The 25,726-nt window shown below is 65.4% G+C and carries 21 protein-coding genes; 7 read left to right on the top strand and 14 right to left on the bottom strand.

What is annotated here, in order from left to right:
- Positions 1 to 64: 64 nt before the first annotated feature.
- The 5 genes from AC1DK4_RS20420 to AC1DK4_RS20400 all read right to left on the bottom strand — a co-directional run bounded on the left by AC1DK4_RS20420 (position 65) and on the right by AC1DK4_RS20400 (position 8,503).
- Complete coding sequence (locus AC1DK4_RS20420; RefSeq protein WP_441615706.1) at positions 65 to 1,378, bottom strand: dicarboxylate/amino acid:cation symporter; 1,314 nt, start codon at positions 1,376 to 1,378, stop codon at positions 65 to 67.
- A 385-nt stretch (positions 1,379 to 1,763) separates the two neighbouring features.
- The gene (locus tag AC1DK4_RS20415; RefSeq protein ID WP_441615704.1) at positions 1,764 to 2,828 is read right to left on the bottom strand and encodes a C45 family autoproteolytic acyltransferase/hydolase; all 1,065 of its coding nucleotides are present in this window, start codon (positions 2,826 to 2,828) and stop codon (positions 1,764 to 1,766) included.
- 33 nt (positions 2,829 to 2,861) lie between these two features.
- Positions 2,862 to 4,409 (bottom strand): biotin carboxylase, encoded by a 1,548-nt coding sequence (locus AC1DK4_RS20410; protein WP_441615703.1) that lies wholly within the window; start codon positions 4,407 to 4,409, stop codon positions 2,862 to 2,864.
- Positions 4,410 to 4,456: 47 nt separating this feature from the next.
- A complete protein-coding gene (locus tag AC1DK4_RS20405; RefSeq protein ID WP_441615701.1) occupies positions 4,457 to 7,264 on the bottom strand; it encodes an aminotransferase class I/II-fold pyridoxal phosphate-dependent enzyme in 2,808 nt (935 codons plus the stop codon).
- 342 nt (positions 7,265 to 7,606) lie between these two features.
- Entirely contained in the window at positions 7,607 to 8,503 is an 897-nt protein-coding gene (locus AC1DK4_RS20400) for a carbon-nitrogen hydrolase family protein (RefSeq protein WP_477131735.1), read from the bottom strand.
- A 254-nt stretch (positions 8,504 to 8,757) separates the two neighbouring features.
- Here AC1DK4_RS20400 and pdxR point away from each other — a divergent pair, with 254 nt between their 5' ends.
- Positions 8,758 to 10,260: a MocR-like pyridoxine biosynthesis transcription factor PdxR gene (pdxR, locus tag AC1DK4_RS20395; RefSeq protein WP_441615697.1), complete on the top strand. Its 1,503-nt coding sequence runs from the start codon at positions 8,758 to 8,760 to the stop codon at positions 10,258 to 10,260.
- Between the two features lie 60 nt (positions 10,261 to 10,320).
- On the opposite strand, the gene AC1DK4_RS20390 is transcribed toward pdxR, so the two are convergent.
- Positions 10,321 to 10,767: a MarR family winged helix-turn-helix transcriptional regulator gene (locus AC1DK4_RS20390; RefSeq protein ID WP_441615695.1), complete on the bottom strand. Its 447-nt coding sequence runs from the start codon at positions 10,765 to 10,767 to the stop codon at positions 10,321 to 10,323.
- Positions 10,768 to 11,057: 290 nt separating this feature from the next.
- On the opposite strand from AC1DK4_RS20390, the gene AC1DK4_RS20385 reads away from it, so the two are divergent.
- The 3 genes from AC1DK4_RS20385 to AC1DK4_RS20375 all read left to right on the top strand — a co-directional run bounded on the left by AC1DK4_RS20385 (position 11,058) and on the right by AC1DK4_RS20375 (position 14,455).
- Positions 11,058 to 12,422, top strand: coding sequence for an MFS transporter (locus tag AC1DK4_RS20385; RefSeq protein ID WP_441615693.1), 1,365 nt, complete (start codon positions 11,058 to 11,060; stop codon positions 12,420 to 12,422).
- Positions 12,423 to 12,546: 124 nt separating this feature from the next.
- Positions 12,547 to 14,238 (top strand): FAD-dependent monooxygenase, encoded by a 1,692-nt coding sequence (locus tag AC1DK4_RS20380; RefSeq protein WP_441615691.1) that lies wholly within the window; start codon positions 12,547 to 12,549, stop codon positions 14,236 to 14,238.
- A 22-nt stretch (positions 14,239 to 14,260) separates the two neighbouring features.
- A complete protein-coding gene (locus AC1DK4_RS20375) occupies positions 14,261 to 14,455 on the top strand; it encodes a DUF2783 domain-containing protein (protein WP_441615690.1) in 195 nt (64 codons plus the stop codon).
- A 57-nt stretch (positions 14,456 to 14,512) separates the two neighbouring features.
- Here AC1DK4_RS20375 and AC1DK4_RS20370 read toward each other — a convergent pair whose 3' ends face one another.
- The 7 genes from AC1DK4_RS20370 to AC1DK4_RS20340 all read right to left on the bottom strand — a co-directional run bounded on the left by AC1DK4_RS20370 (position 14,513) and on the right by AC1DK4_RS20340 (position 21,206).
- Positions 14,513 to 15,490: a Bug family tripartite tricarboxylate transporter substrate binding protein gene (locus AC1DK4_RS20370; RefSeq protein WP_441615688.1), complete on the bottom strand. Its 978-nt coding sequence runs from the start codon at positions 15,488 to 15,490 to the stop codon at positions 14,513 to 14,515.
- Positions 15,491 to 15,513: 23 nt separating this feature from the next.
- On the bottom strand, positions 15,514 to 16,359 hold the full coding sequence (locus tag AC1DK4_RS20365; RefSeq protein WP_441615687.1) for an amidohydrolase family protein: 846 nt from the start codon (positions 16,357 to 16,359) through the stop codon (positions 15,514 to 15,516).
- The gene (locus AC1DK4_RS20360) at positions 16,356 to 17,288 is read right to left on the bottom strand and encodes an SMP-30/gluconolactonase/LRE family protein (protein WP_441615685.1); all 933 of its coding nucleotides are present in this window, start codon (positions 17,286 to 17,288) and stop codon (positions 16,356 to 16,358) included. The genes AC1DK4_RS20365 and AC1DK4_RS20360 overlap by 4 nt, the downstream gene beginning before the upstream one ends.
- 91 nt (positions 17,289 to 17,379) lie before the next feature.
- Positions 17,380 to 18,381: a Bug family tripartite tricarboxylate transporter substrate binding protein gene (locus AC1DK4_RS20355; RefSeq protein ID WP_441615683.1), complete on the bottom strand. Its 1,002-nt coding sequence runs from the start codon at positions 18,379 to 18,381 to the stop codon at positions 17,380 to 17,382.
- Between the two features lie 97 nt (positions 18,382 to 18,478).
- Positions 18,479 to 19,426, bottom strand: a complete 948-nt coding sequence (locus AC1DK4_RS20350) for an NAD(P)-dependent oxidoreductase (protein ID WP_441615681.1) — start codon at positions 19,424 to 19,426, stop codon at positions 18,479 to 18,481.
- Positions 19,423 to 20,106, bottom strand: a complete 684-nt coding sequence (locus tag AC1DK4_RS20345) for an RraA family protein (RefSeq protein WP_441615680.1) — start codon at positions 20,104 to 20,106, stop codon at positions 19,423 to 19,425. The genes AC1DK4_RS20350 and AC1DK4_RS20345 overlap by 4 nt, the downstream gene beginning before the upstream one ends.
- Before the next feature lie 83 nt (positions 20,107 to 20,189).
- Positions 20,190 to 21,206, bottom strand: a complete 1,017-nt coding sequence (locus AC1DK4_RS20340; protein WP_441615678.1) for a tripartite tricarboxylate transporter substrate binding protein — start codon at positions 21,204 to 21,206, stop codon at positions 20,190 to 20,192.
- A gap of 96 nt (positions 21,207 to 21,302) precedes the next feature.
- On the opposite strand from AC1DK4_RS20340, the gene AC1DK4_RS20335 reads away from it, so the two are divergent.
- Positions 21,303 to 22,076 carry an IclR family transcriptional regulator gene (locus AC1DK4_RS20335; RefSeq protein ID WP_441615676.1) on the top strand — a complete coding sequence of 258 codons (774 nt, stop codon included), beginning with the start codon at positions 21,303 to 21,305 and terminating at the stop codon, positions 22,074 to 22,076.
- Positions 22,077 to 22,285: 209 nt separating this feature from the next.
- Here AC1DK4_RS20335 and AC1DK4_RS20330 read toward each other — a convergent pair whose 3' ends face one another.
- Complete coding sequence (locus AC1DK4_RS20330; RefSeq protein WP_441615674.1) at positions 22,286 to 23,167, bottom strand: LysR family transcriptional regulator; 882 nt, start codon at positions 23,165 to 23,167, stop codon at positions 22,286 to 22,288.
- A gap of 117 nt (positions 23,168 to 23,284) precedes the next feature.
- Here AC1DK4_RS20330 and AC1DK4_RS20325 point away from each other — a divergent pair, with 117 nt between their 5' ends.
- Entirely contained in the window at positions 23,285 to 24,718 is a 1,434-nt protein-coding gene (locus AC1DK4_RS20325; protein ID WP_477131734.1) for an amidase, read from the top strand.
- Positions 24,715 to 25,716 (top strand): tripartite tricarboxylate transporter substrate-binding protein, encoded by a 1,002-nt coding sequence (locus tag AC1DK4_RS20320; protein WP_441615670.1) that lies wholly within the window; start codon positions 24,715 to 24,717, stop codon positions 25,714 to 25,716. Before AC1DK4_RS20325 ends, AC1DK4_RS20320 begins: the two co-directional genes overlap by 4 nt.
- Positions 25,717 to 25,726: the final 10 nt, after the last annotated feature.

Here is a 25,726-nt window from a genome sequence, read left to right as displayed (position 1 = left end):
CGTTCGCACAATGCCCGGCACACCACGCGCAAGGCCGCCTGCGAGGCGCCCCCGCGCAGGCTGGTCAGGCCTGGACCACGCCCGGCTTGCCGAGCGGGGCGCGCGCGTCGGATGCCGCGCTGTCGCCCTCACCGTCCAGATCCGACTCGCTCGCCAGCTGGCCCTCCCATTTCGCCACCACCGCGGCGGCAATCGAGTTGCCTACCGCATTGGTCGCCGAACGGCCCATGTCCAGGAACTGGTCGACCCCCATGATCAGCAGCAAACCGGCTTCCGGAATGCCGAACTGGTTCAGCGTGGCGGCAATCACCACCAGCGATGCGCGCGGCACCCCGGCCATCCCCTTGGAGGTCAGCATGAGCAGCAGCAACATGGTGATCTGGGTCCCGATCGGCAGATGGATATCGTAGGCCTGGGCGATGAACAGCACGGCGAACGTGCAGTACATCATGGTGCCGTCGAGGTTGAAGGAGTACCCCATCGGCAGCACAAAGCTGGAGATCCTGCGGCTGACGCCGAACCGGTCCAGCGCGGTAAGCATCTTCGGATAGGCGGCCTCCGAGCTGGCGGTGGAGAACGAGAGAAGGAAGGGTTCGCGAATCAGCCGGATCAGCGTGAATACCCGCTTGCCGAGGAAGAAGAAGCCGGCCAGGACCAGCAGGCCCCACAGCACCGCCAGGCCAAGATAGAAGCTACCCATGAACTTGGCGAAGGTGACGAGGATGCCCAGCCCCTGCGTGGTCACGGTGGAGGCAATGGCCGCAAACACCGCCACGGGCGCCATCCACATGACGGCGCCGGTGATCTTGAGCATCGTCTGCGCGAGATCATCGATGACGCCTGCCAGCCGCTTGCCGGTCTCCCCCAGCGTGGACAGCGCGGTACCGAAGAAGATCGAGAACACCACGATCTGCAGGATCTCATTGGTGGCCATGGCCTCGGCCACGGACTTCGGCACCAGGTGCGTGATGAAGTCCTTGAGCGTAAAGGCATTGGTCTTCAGATTGGTGGCCGCGCCCACATCCGGCAATGGCAGGCCGATGTTATGGCCAGGCTGCAGGAAGGTGGCCAGAACGAGGCCAAGCGACAGCGAGATGAACGAAGCCACGATAAACCAGCCGAGCGCCTTCACGCCGACGCGGCCAACGGTACTCGCATCGCCCATGTGCGCGATGCCAACCACCAGCGTGGAGAACACGAGCGGTGCGATGATCATCTTGATCAGCCGCAGGAAGACGTCGGTGAAGATCGATATATAGCCGGCGATCTCCTTGGCCGTACCGGGATCCGGGAAGGCCTTGTTACAGCTATAGCCGACGATGATGCCGAGGATCATCGCGATGACGATGTAGGTGGTAATCGGGCGCTTTTTTTTCATGACTGCTCCTTGGATTCTTGCGAGCCTGCTTTTCCGGTGCGTCAGACTTTCATGTGGGTCGATGCATCGCCGGGCAAATTCCGGCGCTGCCGTAGCTTCCCTCTCCCGCATGGCGGGAGCGGGAGAGGGAGCGGGAGCAAACCAGCAGCGTTATGCTTCCGGCAACTCGCACCCGCATGCAGTGCCCACACTAAAGTCCAAAGCACCACGTTTTCCGAAGCCGCCAACCCCTGATATGTTCAGGCGAATTGGGTCGCCGCGGACCGGAACGGACCGCGTCCTCTTTGTATTCCAGCGGATCAGATGGTTAGCGTTCGGCCAATGGCCGCGCGGTATCTGGTATCTATATGCATGCCTTCCCCGATGACCGATGAGACTGGGAAACTCACTGAAAACTACCCACATCGTCGAGCATCCACCGGCGCGCCGGCGCCACCGCGTGCGGCAGCGCCGTGCTCTCCACGTCGAACTCGATCATTCGGGCGCCAGGCAGGAAATGGCTGCAGGACTGCCGCCAGACGGCATCTGGCCAGACCATCTCGACGGAGCCGTCATAGGGGTGATAGACAGCGCTGTACAACGTGCCGTGGCCACGCCCGTAGGAAGTCTGAAACAGTGGCGGGCGTAGCAGCGCGCGCAGGACAGCCTTGGCATCCTCGGCCTGCCGCACGGCAACCGCCAGCGTCTGCTCCCTGGCTTCGGCCAGGGTCGCATTGGCGTGCGCCGGCCACTCGACGCCATGCTGCAGGTTGCTCACCGCCTGCTTGCGCACCACCTCCAGCGGCCGGTCCGGCGTGACAAACACCGTTGCCCACTGTGCGCGGCGGTCAAGCAGGCTCACCGTGTAGCTCATATGCACCGGGATGCGCGCGAGCATTTCCACCGCCTGGTCGACGTTCTCCGCGAACTCCAGCACGTAGCGCAGGACCAGTGGAATGCCGAATCCATTGCCTACCGCCTTGCGGCCCCCGAACGACAGCGACGCGGCCAGGCCGCTCTCGTTGATGCCGTCAAGCGCGCCCCACAGGCAGTCGTTGACCGCCACCACCCGCTGGCCATGCCACCTGGAAGCCAGCCACACGCCCTCGAGCAAAGCCGGGGCGAAATCGTAATTGCGCAACAGCGCAGGCGTGGCGCCGGCAGCCTGCTGCCCGTCCACCGGCAGCCACACCGCCTGGGAACAACCGGCAATGTAGGGCGGCGGCCCCCACATCGACAGGAAGCGCGCTTCCAGGTCGCCACCCCCGGCCAGCTCGACCAGCCGCTCCCAGGTCGGGACCAGCTCCGGCATATGGTGGCGCAAGGCCTTGCGGCACATCAGGAAGCCGGGCCGCGCGCGATCGCCGTCGCGCAGATACCATTGCCGGTATCCAGGCCAGAATTGCCGGAAGATGTTCTGCCATCGGTGGCCGGGCAAGTCCTCGCTGATCGCTTCGAATGTACAACGCATGAATTCTTGCCCTCTCGTGGTTGGACCTTCGGCCTACAGGATCTTGAATGCGCCCGGCTGCGGCGCCATCTCCGCCAGCGCGGGAACCAGGGGCTTGGCCACGTAGTACTGCTTGATGCCTCGGATCCATTGGTGCGCGCGCTCGTTGAGCTTGAACTCGTCGTTCATCGAACGGCCCCGCGTGATCAGGATGCCAAGATCGGCGCCTTCGTAGCGATAATCGCCCGGCCCGGTGATGCGCAGGAAGAAGGCTTCCTGCTCGCTTTCGATCTCGCGCCGGTTGGAGTCGAAGCGGTGGTAGGACACGGAGCCGTCGGACGCCATGCGATAGATGCCCGAGGGCGGTGCATGGGTCACGATGTCCACGTTGTCCTCGGTGTACTTGATGACCAGCTGGGACCAGCCGTCGATGAACGACTTCTCGGCCCAGCGCTCATTGAGTTCGCGCACATTGAGGTCGAACGGCACACCAGAGAATTCCAGCAGGTGGAACAGGAACAACGGCGCGTCCGCATAGGCGAAGGCCGCGTGATTGGTCATCGGGCTGGCGCCGCAGATGCGGGGATTCAGCTCGCCGAGATACACCTCGCCACTATCGACGTCGATCAGGAAGTCCAGGTCGAAGTAGCCGCGATAGCCCTCCTCCAGCAACTGGTTGCCAAAGCGGAAGGCCATGTCGCGTGCCTTCATCCTGACTTCTTCGGAGAACGCCCCAGGGAAGATCTCGTTGCCGCACCAGCCGCCCTTGTAGGGGGTCAGCTGGCGCGCGCCCACCACCTCGGTCAGCAGCGGCCCGACCAGCGTGCCGGACTGCGTGGCGCATGCCTCCAGGGTCGCGCCGCGGCAGTTGATGCGCTTCATGATCTTCACTTCGGGGTCGTTGACGATCTCGTCCTTGTGCTTGTTGAAATCGTCCTCGCCGGAAATAAAGAAGGTGGTGTGGCCGGAGTCGCCGAACGCGCTCTGCACCACCAGGTCCCTGCCGAGACCGTAGTGTTCCGCGATCTGCATCAGGTGCTCATAGCTGTCCACCTTCTCCAGGGCATTGGGCACCGAGTGCACGCCCGCCTTGTTGCCGATGCGCACGGTCTCCATCTTGTTGTCGCAGCGGCTGCGCAGCGCAGCCGGAGGGAACCACACGTCCAGCCCGAGTTCGTCGGCGAGCTCTTCGGTCTTCTCGTCGAACATCAGGAAGGTCGCCGCCGCCCTTCCCCCCCGCTGCTCGATCAGCTCGACCACATCCTTGTGCTGCAGCAGGTAGTTATTGATGTCTTCGATCGAGGTGAACTCCTCGTGCGGCAGTTCTTGCGGCACGAAGACATTGGGATGGCGGCCGTCGAAGCAATCGATATAGTTGATGTACTTGAATCGGTTGACCCACTGATCGATGCCCAGGAGATTGAAGTTGGTGGCGCTGATGAAGTAGATGGGCTTCTCGTTCCTGTGGAACATCACGCGCAGATCTGAGACATTACGGACTTTTTGCATCGTGGCTTTCTCCTGATGAACTCGGGGCCGGCTGGACGCGGGTTTCCCGCGGCTCCTGGACAGCCAGGACCGGCATTTTTTCTTTGTCGACATGGGCTCTGTTGCGAGAAGCCGGGCGCCAATCCCGGCCTCCCGCCTCGCTACTTTTTTGCCGCCGGGCGTTCCGCCATGGCCACCGCCGCCACTTCATCGACCGTTGCCGTCGAGACTTCCACAACGGTCGAGACCGACGCCTTTGCCGCGGCCGCCACCGCCGCCGCGGCCTCGCCGGCTGCCTGGAGGGCCAGTTGCTGGAGCGCCCCGTCGCTGAACACGCGGAATCCCAGCTCCGGGCGGTAACCGTGGATCTCGCGCACATCCAGCGCCTGCATGAACTCGAGGATCTCGGAGCTGATCACCTGCCCCGGCACCAGGATGGGGAAGCCCGGGGGATAGGGAATCACGAACAAGGCCGATACCACCTCACGGCCCTTGGAGATGGCCCTGGCCACCTCGGCCATGTTCAGGTACTCGCAGTTCTCCTCGTCATAGGACATGAAGAAGGCCTTGCGGATATCGCCGTCCGGCGTCTCGATCTGCCCGCTGTTGCACACGCTGCGGAATGCAAAGTGGAAGTGCGAGAAGTCCGGCAGCGGCGGCAGTTCCTTGGTCAGCGACGACACGCGCCGCTCGTGCAGGCGGCGCTCGATCACGCTCATGTCCGCCGTGCGCTCCTCCAGTTCCCTGGCGATCTTGATCAGCACCTCGATCAGGTAGGCCACCGACGAACGCGTGGTACCGATGTTGGTCATGAACAAGACGGTATTGCGCGACGTCTTGTTGATCTGGATGCCGTACTTGTCCATCAGGTACTTGTTCTTGAACGTATCGCCGTCGATGCCGGAGGTGCCGATCGACAGGGTCAGCCGGGTAGGATCCAGCGCGAATTCATCGACGCGCCACGCGGCTTCCATATTGGCCCAGCCGGATTCCGGGCTGTAGTACGCCTCGATGCCGGACGGCCGGTACGCGGTCGGCACCACGCGGGAGACGTTGAGGAACTGGAAGTACTTCTTGAGCAAGGGGTGGGTGTGGATCCACTCGCGCAGCGTCATGGCCAGTTCCATCTGGCGCTGCACCAGCTCGTAGCCTTCCAGCTCCACCTGGCGGCGGCCGACGTCGAGCGAGGCCAGGATCTGGTAGTTCGGCGAGGTCGAGGTGTGCGTCATGTACGCCTCGTGGAACGCCTCTTCCGCCTTGTCCTTGAAGTCCTGATCCCACACATGAATCATGGAGCCCTGGCGCAGCGAGGTCAGGGTCTTGTGGGTGGACTGGGTCGCGTAGACCCGCACCCGCGCGCGGTCCGGATCCGGCATCAGGCGGGTGGCGACGACCTTCTCCTCATCATCCCAGTCCGCCCCGCCGAACGATTCGGTGAATGCATCGTAGCGCCGGCGATAGTCTTCGCTATCCAGCTCGCGGCGCAGGCGCGACGCCGAATCCATGCCGGTGCGCTGGCGGTAGGTGGGATGAAAGCGGGCGAAGGCAAACCAGGCCTCGTCCCACAGGAAAATCAGGTCCGGCTTGATGGCCAGGCACTCCTCCATGACGCGCTTCACGTCATAGACCACGCCATCGAAGGTGCAGTTGGTCAGCAGCACCATCTTGACCTTGTGCAGCGTCCCCGCCTGCCTGAACCGCAGCAGCGTGCGCTTCATCTGGGCGATGGGGACCGCGCCGTACATCGAGAAGTCATTGAGCGGATAGGAGTCGAGGTACGCCACCTTGGCGCCCGCCAGCACCATGCCATAGTGGTGGGACTTGTGGCAGTTGCGGTCCACCATCACGATATCGCCCGGCTTGACCAGCGCCTGCACCACGATCTTGTTGGCCGTCGAAGTGCCATTGGTCGCGAAGAAGGTGCGGCGCGCACCGAATGCGCGCGCCGCATATTCCTGCGCGACCTTGATGGGGCCGATCGGGTCCAGCAGCGAGTCGAGCCCGCCGGACGTAGCCGAGGTCTCCGCCATGAACAGATTCAGGCCATAGAACTGCGCCATGTCCTGAATCCAGTGGGAGTTCATGATCGACTTTCCGCGTGCCAGCGGCAAGGCGTGGAACACCCCGGTCGGCTGCTTCGAATACTCCTTCAACGCCGTGAAAAACGGCGTCTTGTAACGCTCCGACACCCCTTTCATGATCGACATGTACAGCTCGGTGTGGTCCTCTTCCCGGAAAAAGATCCGGTTGAAGACCTCGCCCAGCCGCGACGCGATCTCCTCGGCCTTCACGTCCGTGACCAGGTACAAGTCCAGTTCCGGCCGCAGCTCGGCAATCTTCTGGCCCAGCAAGGGGCCGCGCTCGGACTCCGGCTGCTCCTCGATGCCCTCGTCCAGCCCTTCCAGGAACTTGCGCAGCAGGTCCAGCTCATACTCGGACTTGAACGGAAATCCATGCCGGATCACGCAAGCCTGCAGGTTGAAGTTGAAGAGCGTTGCTATTAGCGCATCCTCGAAGCTTGGCACCACCACCACGTCCCACACGAAGGGATCATCCACGCGCTGCTTGCGCTGAACGCGCCGGCGCAGGGCCTCTTCATCCTCGCGCGTCATGTCGTCGACGATCAGGACCTCAAAGTACGGCCGTGCTATTTGCGCCTGCATCTCCTCTTCCGTCTCGATCTCGGACGGCTCCTCCGACTCCGCATCCAGCGACAGCTTCTTGTGACGGTAGGTATCGCTGGCCAGCATGCGGTTGATACGGTGCACGGCGATGTTCAGCCGGCCCAGATCGCCAGCCTCGAACCACGCGTTCAGCTCCTCGAACAATCGGTGCCCCGGGAATGCCCAGAACCGCTCGATCGGCTCGAGCATGGCCAGCGTCTCTTTTACCCGGGCGTGGCGCTCGATGAATTCCTTGCACTCCCGCGCGAGATTGACCAGGCGGCCCAGGTCATCAGTCAGATTCATCCAGCCATCCGCGCGCATTTCCCAAACGCTACGGTAACGGTTTAGGGAAATGTGTTGCCCGGTCTTTGCTTTTCGTGCCGTGYTGCGTGCCATGTTATTCCTCTGCTAACTAGATAATCTCAATGCGCGGATCCGCAACTGCAAATCCGTTTAATCGAACGACCGTTTTATTCCAGGCCTGATATTCACCCATTCCTGTTTATCAAGCGGGTCAATAACAACCCGAAAGGCAAGCGCCATCCATTGGGCCAGCAATCACGCTTTCCCTCGGAAATTCCAATTCTGTTTTTTCCCGCCATGCGGGAATAACGTGACGGCCTGCCGGGGCCTTGCCCCCGGCGGCTACTCGCCAGCCGGCCCGGTCACTTCCGGCTGCGCGTCTTCCAGGACACCCGGCTTCACCAGCTTGCCAAGCGTGTGGAGATAGGCATCCGCGCCGCTGTCGCGCTGGTAGACCGGGAACTCCACCACCCGGTCGCGGAAGCTCTTCAGCGGCTGGCCAAGCCCGCGCAAGCCGCGCTCGCGCTCGCGCCGGACCTTTTCGAAATCGATCTCCACGGGGATGATCTCCGCGGTGCCCGGGCCGGCTTCATGCAGCACATAGCCAGCGGGATCCACCACGATGGAGCGGCCCACGCCACCGTCCCCGACTCCGTTGATATCGAAGAAATAGACCTGGTTGGTTGCCGCCGACGCCCGCACGATCGCCAATTCGATGTCGCGGTCGATGGTGTCCGTCATGGTCGGGTGCAGGATGACTTCGGCGCCCATCGCAACCAGCGTCCGGGTGGTTTCCGGGAACCACATGTCATAGCAGATCGAGATGCCGAAGCGCCCCGCGTCCGGCACGTCGAACACCACGAACTCGCTGCCCGCGGCGATGCCTTGCTCATAGGGCCTGAAGGGAAACAGCTTGCGGAAACGGGCAACCACGTTCCCTGCGGGGTCGATCACCGGCGAGGTGTTGTAGATGGCACCGTCACGACGCTCGAACAAGGATCCGGGGATCAGCCACAAGCCGTACTTGGCGGCCATCTCGCACAGGCGGGCCTCGGCCGCGCCCGRCATTTCCTCGGCCTTGGCCGGGCTCGGGCCAAACGCCGCCAGCTCGGAGAACATCACCATGTCGACCCACGGAAAGCGGTGCCTGACATGCGCCAGGTAACGATTCATCTGTGTGATGTTCTCTTCGAATGCCGAMACCGGCATCTGGATACCTGCTACTGCAAAACGCTTCATTTAATGCCTCGGGAAACGCACCATGCCGGTGAATATCTACACACCGATATGGGGAGAATCGCCATCCCCCTTTTCCAATCAATTAAGTGCCCGCTAAATTGCGGGACTTTTCACGCTTGATGGGGGTTATGGCGGTGCTCTGTTACTTAAATTAAATAGTTATGTGGTAATGCCACGACACGATGGGATCTACTCTACAAGCGCGGTGGCTCCACTGTATAGTGCCGGTACAAATTTTCAGATGGAGCCAAGAATTGAAAGAGACGCCGTTGACCGATTGGCTTCTCGCGCGCAGTCATTGGAGCCACCCCGAACGATCCGGTGCTCCGCTGAACAGGCAGTTGTTTGACGACATCCGCGAGGCAATCCTCGCCGGCCAGCTGTCCCCGGGCACACGGTTGCCACCCACGCGCGAACTGGCCCGGGAACTGAGCATTGCCCGCAACACCGTTCTGTATGCCTATGAACGGCTCACCGATGAAGGCTACACCCATACGCATGGCGGCAGCGGCACCTACGTCGGCGATACCGCTCCCGATCCCGCCTTGCTCGCCCGCATCCTCGACACGAGCCCGACTGCCGATCCGGTACTCCCAAGCGTTGCTTCGCGCCTGTCCCTGCGCGCGCACGAGCTGCTCGCCAGCGTCGGCGCGTCGGACTTGCAGGTCGGCGCGTTCGTCCCCGGCATTCCGGATGTGAGCCAGTTCCCGCGCGGCGTCTGGCAACGCTTGATCACCAAGGTGTGGAAGACCGCCAGCCAGGAGCAACTGGGATATGGCAGCCGGCATGGCTGCCCCCCGCTCAAGCGCGCGTTGACCGAGTATCTGACGCTCGCCCGCGGTGTCGATTGCACCCCGGAGCAGATCATCGTGACCCAGGGCAGCCACCAGGCCATCGATCTGTGTGCCCGCCTGCTCGCCGATCCGGGAGACCTCGTATGGGTCGAGGATCCGTGCTATTGGGGCGCACGCAGTGTCTTTCGCTCGGCCGGCATGCGAATGGAGGGCGTGCCGGTGGACGAGCACGGAATCCAGCCGCCGCTTGCGCCAGAGACCGCGCCAAGGCTGATCTTCGTCACGCCGTCTCACCAGTACCCAAGCGGCGTCGTGATGAGCCTTGCCCGGCGCCGCCTCCTGACCGAGCTGGCGCATCGCCACAATGCGTGGATCATCGAAGACGACTACGACAGCGAATTCCGCTATCACGGCGCGCCGCTGCCGTCGCTACAGGGCCTGGACCCGCATCGCAATACGATTTATGTCGGCAGTTTTTCCAAGGTGCTCTATCCCGGCCTGCGGCTGGCGTTCCTGATCGTGCCGCCGGAACTTGTCGATGCGTTCTCGGTAGCGCAATCCGAGCTGCATCGCGGTGGGCAATTGTCGGCGCAGGCCGCGCTGGCGGAGTTTATCTCCGACGGCCACTACGCAGCGCACGTACGGCGCATGCGCAAGATCTATGGCGAGCGTCAGGCCTTGCTGACGCGGGAGCTGCAACTCCAGCTTGGCGATCAGGTCGATATCGTCGGCACGGATACCGGGCTTCACCTGACGGTGAAGCTCCGGCACGCCAACGATCACCTGGTATCCCGTGCGGCGCTTGCCCACGGCATCGTGGCTCGGCCCCTGTCGTCCTACTTTGCCTCCCAACTGCACTCCCAGAACGGCCTGGTCCTGGGCTACGGCGGGGTGAGCGACGAGGATATCGAACCGGCGGTCCGGAAACTGGCCCTGGCGATCGATCTGGTGAACCGCGCCTGATGCGGATCACCATGGCGGGCACCTGGGTGCCTTGGTGAAAGGTGCCTTAGTGAAGCCGGGTCACTCCCGGGCCTTCACTACCAAGCGCTCTAGCAAGTCATCGAATTGCTTGCGCTCGTCTTCGTCGAGACAGGACATGATTTCGGCATTGCGGCGCTCGATCAGGGCCATGGTCCGAAGCCAGATACGCTCCCCCTGGGTCGTCACCGTCAGGACGACGCCGCGGCCGTCCGTCGCACTTGCCGTCTTGCGCACGAGCCCCTTGTCGACCAGCGATTGCGCCGCCCGGCTTGCCTGCCCTTTGTCCAGGTTCGCGCGACGCGCCAGATCGTTGACCGATAACGGGCTAAATGAGCCGATCGCGGCCAGGCAGCGGCCTTCATGCATCGGAATGCCGACTTCTGACTCGTAGGCTAGCTGCGTGACACGGTCCGTAAGCTTGTTCAATTCGTGCAGGCGGTGTGTCAGGGTGCGGTCAAGGGCAATCGGGATATATCGGGAAGTCACCGGCAGAGACCTTTGAAAAAGTGAGGCAAACGGCTGCACAGCTGACCGGTTGCTGACGCGATGAAGGTGCGAATTATAGTTCCGTCACATAGTTGCGCGCACAACTAGTGCAAACCCCAGTGACGGTCCGCCTGCCGCTGACACATACTAGTTGCGCGCACAACTAAATCAAAAGCCGTGTCTGCCAATCGCTGCGCCAGACGCCTGTCACGTCGTTCCAGCCCCGATTGTTGTGGCGACGACGCATTCTCGTTATCCAGCCGACGGCGCAGCCGTAGGAGACAAGTCGCGTGAGATCCCCCATTGCAGCCCCCCCGCCCGGGAACGCCACCGCAGCGTTGACCGAAAATCAGTTCACGGCCGAAGCGAACAGCGTTATCGCCAAGGTATCGCGCCATCTGCTGTGGTTCGTGTTTCTCTTGTTCGTGGTTTCCTTCCTGGACCGCATCAACATCGGCTTCGCCGCCTTGACGATGATGAAGGACCTGGGGCTGACCAGCACCCAGTTCGGCCTGGCCACCACCCTGTTCTACCTGGCCTACATTGCCTGCGGCGTGCCGAGCAATGCCATCCTGGCACGCGTTGGTGCGCGACGCTGGATCGCGACGATCATGGTCGCCTGGGGATTAGCGTCCACGGCCACGCTCTTCGCTACCGATGCGCATACGCTGTACTGGCTCCGCGTGCTGGTGGGCATCACGGAAGCGGGCTTCTTGCCGGGGATGCTGCTGTACCTGACTTTCTGGTTCCCGGCGGCTTACCGGGCACGCGCCAATGCGCTGTTCATGATCGCCATGCCGGTCACGGCTGCTTTCGGTTCAGCCATCTCTGGGGTGATCCTCGGCATGGATGGGCTGCACGGGCTCAAGGGTTGGCAGTGGCTGTTCCTGCTCGAAGGGTTGCCGGCCTCGGTACTGGGCGTGGTCGTGTACTTCTATCTCACCGACACGCCGGAGCGTGCGCGCTGGCTCTCGCCGGGCGAGAAGCAAACGCTCGCGCAGATGCTGGCTCGGGAGCATCGGGCCGACCCCGTGGCACAACAGCGTGGCGAGGCGTCGCGCAGCCTGTGGTCCGAATTGACCTCACCCACCGTGCTGAAGTTCTCGCTGGCCTATTTCTGCCTGGTAAACAGCCTCGCCATGGTGGCCGTGTGGACGCCGCTGATCGTCAAGAGCTTTTCCGGCGGCGCCACCAACACAACAATCGGGCTGCTGGCGGCGATTCCCCAGGTATGCACGATCATCGGCATGATCTGGTGGGGCCGGCGCTCGGACCGCGCGCAAGAGCGCCGCTGGCACACCGTCCTGCCGATGCTGTTCGCGGCGGCGGGCTGGCTGCTGACGGCATATTCGTCGCATCCTGCGGTGCAACTGCTGGGCGTGTGCCTGGCTTCCACCGGCGCCTATACCGCCATGTCGATCTTCTGGACCACGCCGGACCATGCGTTGAGCTTCGCCGCGCGGGCCTTGGGCATCGCGGTGATCAACGCGACCGGCAACCTCGGCTCGGCCCTCAATCCGCTGGTCGTGGGCTGGCTCAAGGACGTCACCCACAGCTTCAACACAGGCCTGCTCTACGCGGCGGCCCTGCTGGTCGCGGGCTGTGTGATTTTCCTGGTCTTGCCGATCCCGCGCACGCTCAAGCAAACGACTTGAGAACGAGCTCGCATTCCCCGCTTTTTCGATGACCTGCTGCACGGTTACCCATTAGCTCACCTTGAAGCGACGTAGCCGCTGCGCGCTACGCCGGACCCATTCTATTTAAGTCGGAGTCACGTCCATGCATTTGCCCACCGCCGAAGCCCGTCCTTCGATCTACTACGACTATCAGGTGTTCAAGCCGTGGCTGGCTTCCGCCCACGCAAAGCAGGACCGCAAGAAGGTCGTCATTGCGGGTTCCGGCCCGGCGGGCCTGGTCGCCGCCCTGGAACTGGCCCGCCATGGCGTACCCAGCGTCGTCGTCACCTCTGAGTTGCAGGTGTCCCAGGGCAGCCGCGCCATCGTCTTCACGCGTCGCTCGATGGAAATCCTGCAGCAGGTCGGCGTGGCCGACCGTATGACCGAGAGCGGGCTGCCCTGGCGTTACGGCAATTCGTACTACCGCGGCGAGCGCGTGTTTCGCATGGAAGCCCCGCACGACGGCGACGACCGCTTCTTCCCGATGCTGAACATCCAGCAACAGTATATGGAGGAGTATCTGCTCGATGCCTGCGCCGCCAATCCCCTGATCGATTTCCGGTGGGGCAACAAGGTGGCCAAGGTCGATCAGGAAACCGATTTCGCGCGCGTCGAGGTGGACACGCCGGAAGGCCCATATTGGCTGGAGACTGAGTGGCTGGTCGCGGCCGACGGCGGACGCTCCGGCATCCGTACCGCGATGGACCTGCAGATGGAAGGCGCCTCCTACGAGGGCTTCTTCGTCATCGCCGACATCAAGATCGACCTGCCGCTGCCGACCGAGCGCCTGGCCTACTTCGACCCGGACTGGAACCCGGGCAACACCATCCTGATGCACCGCGAGCCACATGGCATCTGGCGCGTCGACTACCAGTTGCCGGCCGGCGAAACGCCCGAGGACGCGCTCAAGCCCGAGTCGCTCAAGGCGCGCATCGATGCCCAGCTGGCCATGATCGGCCATGCCGGCACCCCCTGGGAAATGGACTGGTGCTCCGTGTACTCCGCCCGCACGCTGACGTTGCCCGAGTACGTGCACGGCCGCGTGATCTTTACCGGCGATGCCGCCCACCTGCTGCCGATCTTTGGCGTGCGCGGCGCCAACACCGCCTTTCAGGACGCGCAGTCCCTGGCCTGGCACCTCGCCTTCGTGCTCAAGGGACTGGCCGGGCGGAAGCTGCTGGCCAACCACAGCGCCGAGCGGGTCGGCGCGGCACGCGAAATTATCGAGGAAGCGGGCAAGAGCACGCGCTTCATGACGCCGCCAAGCGAGGGCTTCCGCCTGCTGCGGGATGCCGTGCTATCGCTCTCGCTGACCGAGAAGTTCGTGCGTCCGCTCTACCACTGGCGCACTTCGCGCCCGCACGAGTACACCGCTTCGGTGCTCAACTGCCCCGGTGACGACAACGCGCTGTTCGTGCACGGCCCGGCCCACGGCGCCCCGCCGCAAAACATCCGACTGGCGGCCAACGACTACTTGCTCGACCATCTGGGCGCAGGGTTCGACCTGTTGTACTTCACCGAGGCCGACGCCGTACCCGGCGCCCTGCAGAGGGTAGTGGCTGCCACCCGGGAGCGCGGCGTGCCGCTGCGCGTCATCGCCGTCGGGGCCGCCAGCCCGGTGGCGGGCGCCGACCTGACGTTCGCCGACGCCGATGGCCACTTCCGCCGTCGCTATGGAGTGCAGGCCAGCGGCGCGGCTTACCTGCTGCGCCCCGACCAGCACGTGTGCGCGCGCTGGCTCACGCTGGACGCGACGCGTCTGCAAGCCGCCCTGAACACCGCCCTGCCCCAGTGAAGATCCATTAGGAGAGAGTCCCATGACTACCCCTCACAAGACCCTGAGCATCCCCGGCCTGGAAGCCGTCTATGACGCCCTGGCCACCGCCATCGATGAGGCCGGCGTGGACAAGGCCCAACTGTTCCTGGTCAAGCTGGCGCTGCTCAACGCCAATGCGCTGGGCGAGCCCGGGCAATTCCAGCAGCACGTGCAGGCTGCGCTCAAGAACCTGTAATGCGTCCAGGCCTGTCGCTGTCTGGGCGAATCGAAGGCGTGACCACCACAGTGCAGCTTAATCCAGCGTTACCCCGGCCGCCTTTGCCACCTTGGCCCACTTGGCGATGTCCGCCTTCTGGAAGTCGGCCAGTTGCTGGGGCGTGCCGCCGACGATCCTGACGCCCAGTTCATCCAGATGCGCGATCACGTCGCGGTCCTTCAGGATGCGGTTGATCTCGGTGTTCAGCCGCTGCACGATCTGCGGTGGCGTGCCCGCGGGCGCGAATATCGCTTGCCACTGTTCCGCCTCGAAGCTGGGGACGCCGGCCTCGCCCATCGTCGGCACGGCCGGCAGGCTCGCCACGCGGGCCTTCGTGGCCACCCCGAGCGCGCGCAGCTTGCCGCCTTGCACATGCGGCAGGATCGGCGCGGTCGGCGCGAACATGAAGTCGACGTGGCCGGCCATCACATCCTGGATGGCGGGCACGTCGCCCTTGTAGGGCACGTGCGTCAGCTTGACATGAGCCTGCGCCTTGAGCAGTTCCCCGGACATCTGGAGGATGGTGCCATTGCCGCCCGAGGCGAAGCTCACGGACCCTGGCTTCTTCCTGGCCGCGGCAAGCAGGCCCTGCACATCGTGGTAGGGGCTGTCCGCGCCGACCACGAGCACGCTCGGAATGGTGCCGATCAGCACGACGGGCGCGAACGACTTGACGGCGTCGTACGGCAGTTTCGGGTTCAGCACGGGGTTGATGGCGTGGGACGCGGTCGATGCGCCAAGCAGTGTGTAGCCGTCCGCCGGGGCCCGCGCCACGAAGGCGGAGCCGATCGCGCCCGTGGCGCCTGGCTTGTTCTCGACGACTACCGTGGTCTGCAGGGCCTGGCCGAGCTTCTGCGCGATCAGCCGGGCGAGGATGTCGGTGGTGCCGCCCGCGGGGTAAGGCACCACGTAGGTGATGACCTTTTTCGGCCAGTCCGCCTGGGCGTGGGCGTGGCCCGCGATGCAAGCCAGCGTCGACAGGCACAGCGTTGCGACGATCTTCCCGAGTGTCATGAGAGGGGTCTCCGGTCTTGTTGTCATGCGGCTTCGGCCCTCGCGGCGAAGCCATATAGTCGTTGGGGGTTGTCGACGAGGACGGCCCGCACCAGGGCATCGTCGCCGCACCACTGGCGAAACAGCGCGTGCAGGGCGCCATCGTCGCAGCGCGTCTTGTCCTGCGCGCGCAGCGTGGGATGCGGCCAGTCGGATGCCCACAGCATCTGCCCGGGCGCCAGCGCCAGGTAGCGGCGCGCCAGGGCTGCCACGTCGCCGTAGCGGGGCGCGCCTTCGCGCGATTCGATGTAGGGGCCGGAGAGCTTGACCCAGCCCTTGCCCTCGGCCAGCAGCCGCGCGATCACGGCGAACGCCGGCTCGAACGCCGCGTCGCCGAACGGCAGGTGGCCGTAGTGGTCGAAGACCACGGGCACCGGGCACGCCGCGAGCATGGATTCCATCTCCGGCAACCACGCCGCGGGCGCATTGAGCTGCACGTGCCAGCCCAGGGGCGCGATCCGCGACGCAAGCGCAGGCAGCATGCCCGCATCCACCGGTCCGGGCATGGTGAGGTTGAAGCGGATGCCGCGCATGCCCCGCGCGTGCAGGTGCTCCAGGTCTGCGTCCGTGACGGAGGTGTCGACCACCGCCACGCCGCGCGCGTCGGCGCCAAGCTCCGCCAGCGCGGCGAGCGTGGCACGGTTGTCGGTGCCATACGTCGACGGCGTCACCACCACGGCCCGCGTGGTGCCCATGTCCCGTTGCGCCGCGCGGTAGTCGGCGACGCGCGCGTCCGCCGGGCGCAGCGTGGCGCCCGGCGCGCACGGAAAGCGCCCGTCATAGAAGTGCACGTGGCAATCGCACGCATCCTGCAGCAGGGCGTTCGTCATCCGCGTTGCGCCTCCAGGTTGTCGTGTAATGGCATGCCGGGCACATCCATGTCGATGGACAGGATCTCGCCGGCGGTGGAGTCGGTGATGAACAGCCGCTTGCGGTCCGCCCCGCCGAACGCCATGTTGGTCAGCGAATGGCCGGGCGTGCCGCGTATCACCACCACCGGCTCGGCGCGCTGGCTGAGTACCCAGACATACGCCAGACCCGGGTTGGCCACCAGCAGGCGGCCTGCCTCGTCCATGGCCAGCCCGTCCGGCCCGCTGGGCCCGTACGAGGTGAAGAACTGCCCCGTCTTCGACACGCTGCCGTCCGCCTGCAACGGCATGCGCCATACGCAGTTGCCGCGCGTGACCGCGACAAACAGGAAGCGCTCGTCCGGCGACAGCACGATGCCGTTCGGGCTGGGCACGTTGGCCAGCAGCAGTTCCAGGCGCCCTTCCCGCGTCAGCCGGTAGACGCGCCCGGTCGGGTCGTGCAGGCCGGTCTGGCCCTGGTCGGTGAAGTAGAGGTTGCCGTGCGCGTCGAGCGTCAGGTCGTTCACGCCCTTGAAGCTCTCGGTATGGCGGCGTGACAGGAACGGCCGGACGTTGCCCGTGCGCAGGTCGACGGCCATGAGGCCGTTGCGGTAGTCGGTGACCAGCAGTTCGTGCGCGCCGATGCGCTTCATGCCGTTCGGCTCGCCGTCCCACTCCGCGATCAGCTCCCACTCGCCTTCTGCGTCGACGCGCAGGATGCGGCCGTTCGGGATGTCCGTGACATAGAGATTGCCGCTGTCGTCGGTGACCGGGCCTTCGAGGAACGAATCGATCTCCCGGCCGCCCTGGTTGGCGGCGGACCACGCGGTATGGCGGCGCTGCCGGTAGCGCGCCGGCAGCCGCGCGAACGTCTGAGCCTCGCGGACGGCCGGAGGATGCATGAGGAACATGATGATGCCTTGTGGTTTAGCCTGCGCAGGAGGATTGGCCGCGCGATCCCTGCCAGCTTATCTCTATTGGAATCGATGCGGCCGGCCCTGGCTACTGCTTCTGGAAGCCCGTGCCACTGGCCACCTTGCCCCAGAATGCCGTGCGCTCGACCATCTCCTTCGAGAACGTCCGGGTGTCCCAGTAGCCTGCGTCCGCACCGATGCTTTGCGCGTACGTGCGCATGTCCGGCGTGGCCATCGCGATGGCGACTTCCTTCTGGATGCGGTTCAGCACCTCCCGGGGCGTGCCCTTGGGTGCCCACAGGCCGGTGAAATTGGTGACGCCGTACCCGCGCAGCCCGGCTTCGGCGAACGTCGGCACGTTCGGCAATGCCGGCAGGCGCTTGTCCCCGCTGACCGCCAGCACGCTGAGCTTGCCGCCGGCAACCTGCCCGATCACGCCGGGGATGGAGGCGATCTGGAAATCGACGGTGCCGCCGAGCAGCGCCACGGTAGCCTCGCCGGCGCCCTTGAACGGCACATGCAGGAAATGCGCGCCCGCCGCCACGCCGAGCGCCTCGCTGGCGAAGTGCGGCGTCGATCCCGCGCCGCCCGAACCGTACGACACCTTGTTGTCTTCCGCCTTGGCGGCGGCCACCAGGCTGGACAGTGTCTTGTACTTGCCGTCGGCCTTGACGACCACGCCCATCGGCGCGAACACATACGCGGAGACCGGCTGCAGGTCTTCGGCGTAGTCGAACGGTAGCTTCTTGAAGATATGCGGCAGCAGCGAATACGTAGTGTCGTTGGCCAGCAGCGTGTAGCCGTCGGGCGCCGCGTGCACGACCTGCAGCGCACCGATCGTTCCGGTGGCGCCGGCCTTGTTCTCCACATAGAAGCTCTGCCCGGTCTGCGCGGTCAGGCGCTGGGCCATCTTGCGCGTGACCGCGTCGACCGCGCCGCCCGGCGGGTAAGGCACGACGATCTTGACCGGCTTGGCCGGCCAGGCTTGCGCGGGCGTTTGTGCCTGCGCCTGCATCATCGCCGGCAGGATGGCAAGCAGGCCCAGGGCCAGCCGCCACGGCGCTGCCGCGCCGCGTTGAATCGCTTTCATGTTCTGTCTCCTTGCACCACCATTTGCTGCGAGGCCCTGCGCACTCCTCTCGTGGGAGCCGCGCCTCGTGGCCTCGCCTGTCCGTCCTGCGTGCCGCCTATGCGCGGGCGAGCGCCGGCTCGCTCGCCGCGGCCAGCGCCGCGAGCGTGTTCCTGGCGGCGGCCATCCCCATGTTCACGTAGGCCGCGCTCGTCACGCCCCCGATATGCGGGCTCAGGATAAAGCCCGGCTCGCCATGGAAGACATGCGGCACGGTCATCGGCTCGGCGGCGAAGCTGTCCAGCCCGGCCGCGGCCACCTGCCCGGAGCGCACCGCCGACAGCAGCGCGGGCTCGTCGATCAGCCCGCCGCGCGCGGTATTGACGACCAGCACGCCGGGCTTGCAGCGCGCCAGCGTCTGCGCGTTGACCATCTGCCGGTTGTCCGCCGTGAGCGGGCAATGCAGCGAGATGACGTCCGACTCCTGCCAGATGGCATCGAGCGCGGCCGGCTGCACGTAGGCCGGCAGGTTCGTCGCGAACGGGTCGAACCCGATCACGCGCATGCCGATGGCATCGCACATCCTGGCGAAGCGCAGGCCGATGGCGCCCAGGCCGACGAGGCCGACCGTGCGGCCGTCGAGTTCCACGCTCTTGTGCGTGGCCTTGTCCCACTGCCCGGCATGCATGCGCTTGTCGAGCGCCACCACGGACTTCGCGCATGCCAGCATCAGCGCCAGCGCGTGCTCCGCCACGGCGGCGGCATTGGCCCCGGCCGCGGCCGTCACCGCCACGCCACGCGCGGCGGCGGCGGCCTTGTCGATGGTGTCGGTGCCGCTGCCGTGCTTGGAGATCACGCGCAATGCGGGCGCGGCGTCCATGATCGCGGCGGTCACCGCGCCATAGCGCACGATGATGCCGACCGGGTTGTGCCGGCGGGCCAACGCGAGGAGATCGTCGTGCTGCGGGGTCTTGCCGGCGAATACGATGTCATAGCCGTCCAGCAGCGCGAGGGCCTGCGGCGCGAGATCCGCCGCGGTCACGAGAATGGCGGGACGCGTCGTCACAGCGCTTCTCCCTGCTTGAGCACGCCGGCGGTCACCAGCGAGGCCAGCAGCCACGGCGCATTGGTATTGCCTTCCTTGATCTGCGCGATCCGCCTGGCTTCCGCCTCTTCCTTCCTGGCCGCGACCTCGAGCAGCGCTTCGATCTTCTCGCGCTCCACCACCACCAGCCCGTCGGCATCGCCGCTGATGAAATCGCCCGGGTTCACGGTCACCCCGCCCACCGACACCGGATGGCCGATGCGCCCGGCGACTTCCTTGGTCGGCCCGTTCGGGTTGGTGCCCACGGAGAAGACCGGGAACTGCATCTCCTCGAGGTCGAGGCTGTCGCGCACCGCGCCGTCGATCACCACGCCGGCGAGGCCGCGCTGGCGTGCCGCGTGCATCATGATCGTGCCCATCAGCGCGGAGGTCTGGTCGCCCTTGCCATCGATGACCAGCACGTCGCCGGGCTGCGCCAGCGCCAGCGCCGCGTGGATCATCAGGTTGTCGCCGGGGCGCACCTCGACGGTGAAGGCCGGGCCGGCCACCTTCATGCTCGGGCGCAATGCCCGGATGCGTCCGTGAAGCGCGCCGCGGCGCCCGGCGACGTCGGCGAGGATGGCCGGCTGGAACTTGGCGGCCTTCGCCACAACGGCGGCGGACACGCGATCGAACGACTTGATGATGTTGGGCAGGCTCATGGCTTGGCTCCGGAAGGACGTGAAGTGGGACGTGAAGTGGGACGTGGAATGGGGAACGCGCAAACGAGGCAGGACGGCAGCGCTCAGTCCAGCGTGGTGCCGGATGCCTTGACGACCGCCGACCAGCGGGAAATGTCCCGCTTGACCAGCGCGCCGAACTGGTCGGGCGTGCCGCCGAGCACCGTCGCGCCCTGCTCGTTGAGCTTCCTCGCGAGCTCCGGCGCCTGCAGCGCCTTGTTGAACTCGGCGTTCAGGCGGGCGACCACGGCTGGCGGTGTCGCGCCGGGGGCTGCGAAGCCGAACCACGTGGCAGCTTCGAAGGCCGGATAGCCGGACTCGGCGACGGTCGGGATCTGCGGCAGGTCGGCAACGCGCTTGAGCGAGGTCACCGCCAGCGCACGCAGCTTGCCGTTGCGGATATGGCCGAGCAGCGACGGCACGGAAGCCATGTACAGGTCGACCTGGCCGCCGATCAGGTCGTTGACGGCCTGGGCGGCGCCCTTGTACGGGATATGGGTGAGCTTGAGGCCCGCGGTCTTCTGGAGCAGTTCGCCGGACAGATGCGCGACCGTGCCGTTGCCGGGCGACGCGAAGTTGATGGCGCCCGGCCTGGCCTTGCCGGCCTTGATCACGTCCGCCAGCGTCTTGTAGGGCGAATTGACGGGCGTGACCAGCACCAGCGGCGCGCTGGCCACCAGGCTGATCGGGGCCAGGTCCTTCACGGGGTCGTACGGCAGGCGGCTGTACAGCGTGGGATTGATGGCAAGGTTGCTGGTCTGGCCCAGCACGATGGTGTAGCCGTCGGCCGGTGCCTTGGCGGCGGCATCGACGCCGAGGTTGCCGCCCGAGCCCGGCTTGTTGTCCACGACAAAGATCCAGCCGGTGGCAAGCGCCACCTTGTTGGTCACCTCCCTGGCGATGATGTCGGTGCCGCCGCCGGCCGGGAACGGCACGATGACGCGAATGGGCTTGGCGGGATAAGGCACCGCGGCGATGGCGGTGGCCGAAGCCGCGGCAACGGCTACCGCGCCGGCGCCGGCCGTGACGGCGAACGTGCAGCGGCGAACCGCGCCGAGGACAACGCTCAGGACTGCGTTCATGACTGTCTCCAGATCTCGTTATGTTGTGAGCTGGATTGTTGTCTAGCGTTTCACGGCATACAATACCGTTTCGTACCGTGCAACGCGTACCGTCATATGAACCGAAAAAGAGATGCCTCGACCACCCCTGGCCTGGAAGAGGGCGCCAGCGGCGGGGTCACCGCCGTCACGCGTGCCCTGCGCGTCCTGGAAGCCTTCGGCGTCAATGACGCGCAGCTGACGCTGGCCGACCTCAGCCGCCGCACCGGCATCCACAAGACGACGGTGCTGCGCCTGGCGCGCACGCTCGCCGCCGACAACTACCTGGTGCAGAAGGAGGACGGCAGCTGGCGCCTGGGCCGCGCGGCCGGCTGGCTGGGCGCGTGCTACCAGGCGACCTTCAACGTGCAGGAGGTGGTGGAACCGGTCTTGCGGGAGCTGACCATCAAGACCGGCGAAAGCGCATCGTTCTACGTGCGCGAGGGGCAGCAGCGCACGTGCCTGGTGCGGGTGGAAGGACCCCAGGCGATCCGGCACCACGTGCGGATCGGCGCGGGCCTGCCGCTGGACAGCGGCTCGCCCGGCCGGGTCATCCTGGCCTTCTCCGGCGAGCCCGGCGAGCTCCATGAACTGATCCGCCGCCGCGGATTCCACCTGTCACTCGGCGAGCGCGAGCCGGAGGTGTCGAGCGTGTCGGCCCCCGTCTTCGGGCTGCACTGGCGGCTGCTCGGGTCCATGTGCATCTCGGGACCGACATCGCGCCTGGGCGAGGCGCGGCTGCTGGAGCTGGCGCAGACGGTGATGGATGCCGCCAACAGGCTGTCCTACGCCATGGCGGGCAGCCAGCGGCCGGCGATGCAGATCGAACGGCCGTCGACCTGGCACCCTTGAGCCGCAGGGGATCTTGCGCAGCAGGGTCGGGCGGGCCCCGGCTCAGTCCGGCTGGCGGCGTTTCCGGTTAGGCGGGCGCCGAGCCGGTCCTGGCCGCCCACCGTGCAGAGGTCGACGCCTTCCGCGGGCACGCAGCGGATCTCGCCGGCTTCCTCGCTGCCGGCCGTCAGGCCGGCGGCCAGCAGCGCCATGCGCGTGGTATTGCGCCGTCATCGGAGCGCGTGCCGCGCCGCCGTGATGAACGGCTCGATGAAGGGGCTATCCAGATCGCGGCGCCGGCAGACGGCCACCTCGAACCCCTCCGTGACTTCCTTAAGCTTTCGGAACGCGACACCCGGAGGCCTGCCGATTGCCGCGCACGCCGGCACGATCGCAACCCCCTCGCCTGCGAGCACCAGAGCCAGTGCCGCATGAACCGTCTCCACCCGCTCGACTATCTGCATGGTTACCTGGTGGCGCCGCAGCAGAGCGGCAACCATCGAAGTGTCCCCGCCCCCTGTCAGTGTGGGCAGCGCAATCAATCTCTGCCCGTGCAGCCGTGCCACCGGCACCGACGAAAGCCGCGCGAGCGGTGCACGTGCCGGCAAGGCCAGCCGTAGCGGTTGCATGCCGACGATCGTCGTGGACAGGTCAGGCCGCTGAAGCGGTGGCATGCACAAACCAACTGTCACCTTGTGGTCGATGATCTGCGCTTCATATGTCGAGGTGCTCATCTCGACGAACTGCAGTTCGACATCCGGGAGTACGCGGTGCAACTGCGGCACGAGCTTCGGCAGTACGGCGTAGCCAAGCGAAAACATGTAGCCGACAGACAGCCGCCCGCGCCGCCCGGACGCTACGGCGCGTGCGGCCTCGAACCCCTCGTGTGCCAGCGCCAGGGCTTCGCGCGCGCGCGCGAAGAGCGCGCTACCCGCGTCTGTCAGTCGCATGCCGGTGGATTCGCGCACAAAGAGCGCCGTACCGAGTTGTGCCTCGAGGTTGCGAATCTGGACGGACAGCGGCGGTTGCGCCATGTGAAGACGCTCGGCGGCCTTGCCCACGCTGCGGGCCTCCGCTACAGCAACGAAATAACGCAGGCTCTTGAGGTCCATGGGTCATACGATTCCGATATGCCTTGATTGTGAACGAGTATTGGACCGGGCGGGGGGTGTATGTCAACTTTGATTCGTTGCCGGTCACTTGAGCCGGGCTCTCCCAGGATGTCTTGGATGAATGAGGAACTTTGCTTCTTGCCTGCCGTGCGGCTTCGCGAAGCGATAGCTGCCCGCGAGGTTTCCCCGGTCGAGGTAACGCGTGCCGTGCTGGATCGTGCGGYCAGGCTCCAGTCGGAACTCAACTGTTTCATAACGCTTTGCCCCGACGAGGCCATGCAGGAGGCACAGGCCGCGGAGCAATCGATCATGCGCGGGGAACCCACAGGATTGCTGCACGGGATTCCTTATTCCTGCAAGGACCTGGTTAACACCCGCGGGGTGCGTACGACATTCGGCTCCCTGCTGTTCGCGGACAACGTCCCGACCGAGGACGCGGTAGCCGTTGCCCGACTACGCCGACAAGGAGCCATCCTTATCGGGAAGACGACCACATCGGAGTTCGGAGCGAAGTGCCTCACCGATGCGCCTCTGTTCGGTCGTACCCGCAATGCCTGGCATCCCGGCCACACCAGCGGTGGTTCCAGCGGTGGCGCGGCGGTGGCAGTAGCGGCCGGGCTCGCCCCGATCGGCATTGCCACGGACGGCGGCGGTTCCACCCGGATTCCGGCGGCCTGCAATGGTGCCGTCGGCCTGAAACAAAGCATCGGCTTGGTACCGCACTCTCAGGTGGAGGATGCCTTTGGCAACCTCACCTATGTCACGCCTATCTCACGCACGGTGGCCGATACTGCATTGATGCTCCAGGCGATGGCCGGTGAAGACGCTTCAGACCCTTGGTCCGCTGGCGCGCGCGCGGCCGACTATGTAGATGCGACGCGCACTGCCACCGACCTGCGGGGCAGGCGCATCCTGTTCGCGATCTCGCCACCCGGGCGACCGGTCGCCGCAGATGTGGCCGCGTGCTTCGCGTCTGCCCTGGACCGGTTGCAGGACCTGGGCGCGGATCTCGCAGAGATGCCTGGCTCGGCCTTCGACATCGAGCCGCTCTGGCGAACCATCAACCACACGGTATGGCGAGCGCGCTTCGGTCAGATGGCCCTGCAGCAGCCTGACCGGCTCAGCCCTTCGCTGTTGCAACAGCTGGCCCTTGCCAATGAATTCAGCGCGGTCGACTACCAGAGGGCCAACTTCGAACGCACCCGCTTGTTCCGGCACGTGCAGGCGCTGCTTCGTGACCACGACTTCATCGCCGTTCCCACCATCGCGCGCACCGCCCTGCCGATTGACCAGGATCTGTTCGGGCAGATAGAGATCGACGGCCGGCTGTACGACGAGGTGCGATCCAACTGGTTCCCCTGGACCATGCCGTTCAACCTGACCGGCCACCCCGCCATCACCCTGCCCTGCGGTTTTGGCCGTGACGGACTGCCCGTCGGCTTGCAGTTGGTGGGGCGTCTGCGCGGGGAGTCCGACCTGCTCGGCGCGGCTGCGCTGTTCGAGGCCTCTCAGAATCTCTTGTCCCGCTGGCCAGACGTGGAGGTGCCATGAAGAAATCGATACGCCGTTTGCTTGCGGCTGCCTCGGTGGCCGGGCTGGCCGCCGTGCAAGCGAATCCAGCCGGCGCGCAGCCTCCTGCAGCGACGGGAAGCACAACTCCCTTGCGGCTTGTTGTCGGCTTCCCGCCCGGGGGCGCGCTGGACATCCTCGGGCGCTCGCTGGCCGAGCAACTGCGGTTGGCCGGCATGGGCCCGGTGATCGTGGAAAACAGGCCGGGCGCGTCGACGCGCATCTCCATCGACTACGTGAAGCGATCACAGCCGAACGGCAGGACTGTGCTGCTTTCATCGAATGCGCCGATGGTCATCTTCCCGATGACCTACCGGCGGCTTGACTATGACGTCGATCGCGATTTCATTGCTGTGGCGCAGCTTGCGGAAGTCCCTACGGTGATATCGGCGGGCGCGGATCGCCCCTACAAGACGCTGCGGGAATACGTGAGCTGGGTCCGTGCGAACCCATCACAGGGCAGCGTCGGCCTCACCTCGCTGGGCGGGACACTGCATTTCGCCATCCTCGGCATGGGCCGAACCGTAGGCGTACCGCTCAGGCCGGTGGCCTACAAGGGAGGCGCGCCGCTTGTGACGGACCTCGTGGGCGGGCACGTTCCGTTAGCCACCGACGCCCTGGCCAGCCAGCTGGAGCTTTATCGCGCTGGCAAGATTCGCATTCTGGCCGTGTCCGGCACCCATCGAAACGCGGCCCTCCCCGATGTGCCAACCGTGCGTGAAGATGGCATCGACGCATTCGATCACGCGAATGCGTCGTACAGCGCCTTTGTGCCTGCGGGGACGCCCCCGGAGGTGGTGCAACGGTTGGAGCAGGCATTCGTTGCCGCCATGCAGAAACCGGAGATGAAAGCCCTGTTGCCGCGTGTCGGTCTGGAAGCGACTGGCCTGCCTGGCGCGGCCGTGACCCGCACGCTGCACGCCGAGCGCGAGTTCTGGCGCCCGCTCGTCCAGGCATCGGGATTTCGCAACGAGGACTGAGCTGGCGGCG

The sequence above is a fragment of the Cupriavidus sp. 05N38 genome (assembly GCF_056397345.1).
The sequence above is the reverse complement of the archived record's forward strand: the minus strand, read 5'-3'. Positions and strand labels throughout refer to the sequence as shown.

Coding starts and splice junctions, on each gene's coding strand:
- AC1DK4_RS20410 (WP_441615703.1), bottom strand. CDS start 4,409: ATGTCGACAAAGAAAAAATGCCGGTCCTGGCTGTCCAGGAGCCGCGGG.
- AC1DK4_RS20405 (WP_441615701.1), bottom strand. CDS start 7,264: ATGAATCTGACTGATGACCTGGGCCGCCTGGTCAATCTCGCGCGGGAG.
- AC1DK4_RS20340 (WP_441615678.1), bottom strand. CDS start 21,206: ATGAACGCAGTCCTGAGCGTTGTCCTCGGCGCGGTTCGCCGCTGCACG.
- AC1DK4_RS20355 (WP_441615683.1), bottom strand. CDS start 18,381: ATGAAAGCGATTCAACGCGGCGCGGCAGCGCCGTGGCGGCTGGCCCTG.
- AC1DK4_RS20370 (WP_441615688.1), bottom strand. CDS start 15,490: ATGACACTCGGGAAGATCGTCGCAACGCTGTGCCTGTCGACGCTGGCT.
- AC1DK4_RS20375 (WP_441615690.1), top strand. CDS start 14,261: ATGACTACCCCTCACAAGACCCTGAGCATCCCCGGCCTGGAAGCCGTC.
- AC1DK4_RS20380 (WP_441615691.1), top strand. CDS start 12,547: ATGCATTTGCCCACCGCCGAAGCCCGTCCTTCGATCTACTACGACTAT.
- AC1DK4_RS20420 (WP_441615706.1), bottom strand. CDS start 1,378: ATGAAAAAAAAGCGCCCGATTACCACCTACATCGTCATCGCGATGATC.
- AC1DK4_RS20335 (WP_441615676.1), top strand. CDS start 21,303: ATGAACCGAAAAAGAGATGCCTCGACCACCCCTGGCCTGGAAGAGGGC.
- AC1DK4_RS20330 (WP_441615674.1), bottom strand. CDS start 23,167: ATGGACCTCAAGAGCCTGCGTTATTTCGTTGCTGTAGCGGAGGCCCGC.
- AC1DK4_RS20345 (WP_441615680.1), bottom strand. CDS start 20,106: ATGAGCCTGCCCAACATCATCAAGTCGTTCGATCGCGTGTCCGCCGCC.
- AC1DK4_RS20415 (WP_441615704.1), bottom strand. CDS start 2,828: ATGCGTTGTACATTCGAAGCGATCAGCGAGGACTTGCCCGGCCACCGA.
- AC1DK4_RS20365 (WP_441615687.1), bottom strand. CDS start 16,359: ATGACGAACGCCCTGCTGCAGGATGCGTGCGATTGCCACGTGCACTTC.
- AC1DK4_RS20320 (WP_441615670.1), top strand. CDS start 24,715: ATGAAGAAATCGATACGCCGTTTGCTTGCGGCTGCCTCGGTGGCCGGG.
- AC1DK4_RS20360 (WP_441615685.1), bottom strand. CDS start 17,288: ATGTTCCTCATGCATCCTCCGGCCGTCCGCGAGGCTCAGACGTTCGCG.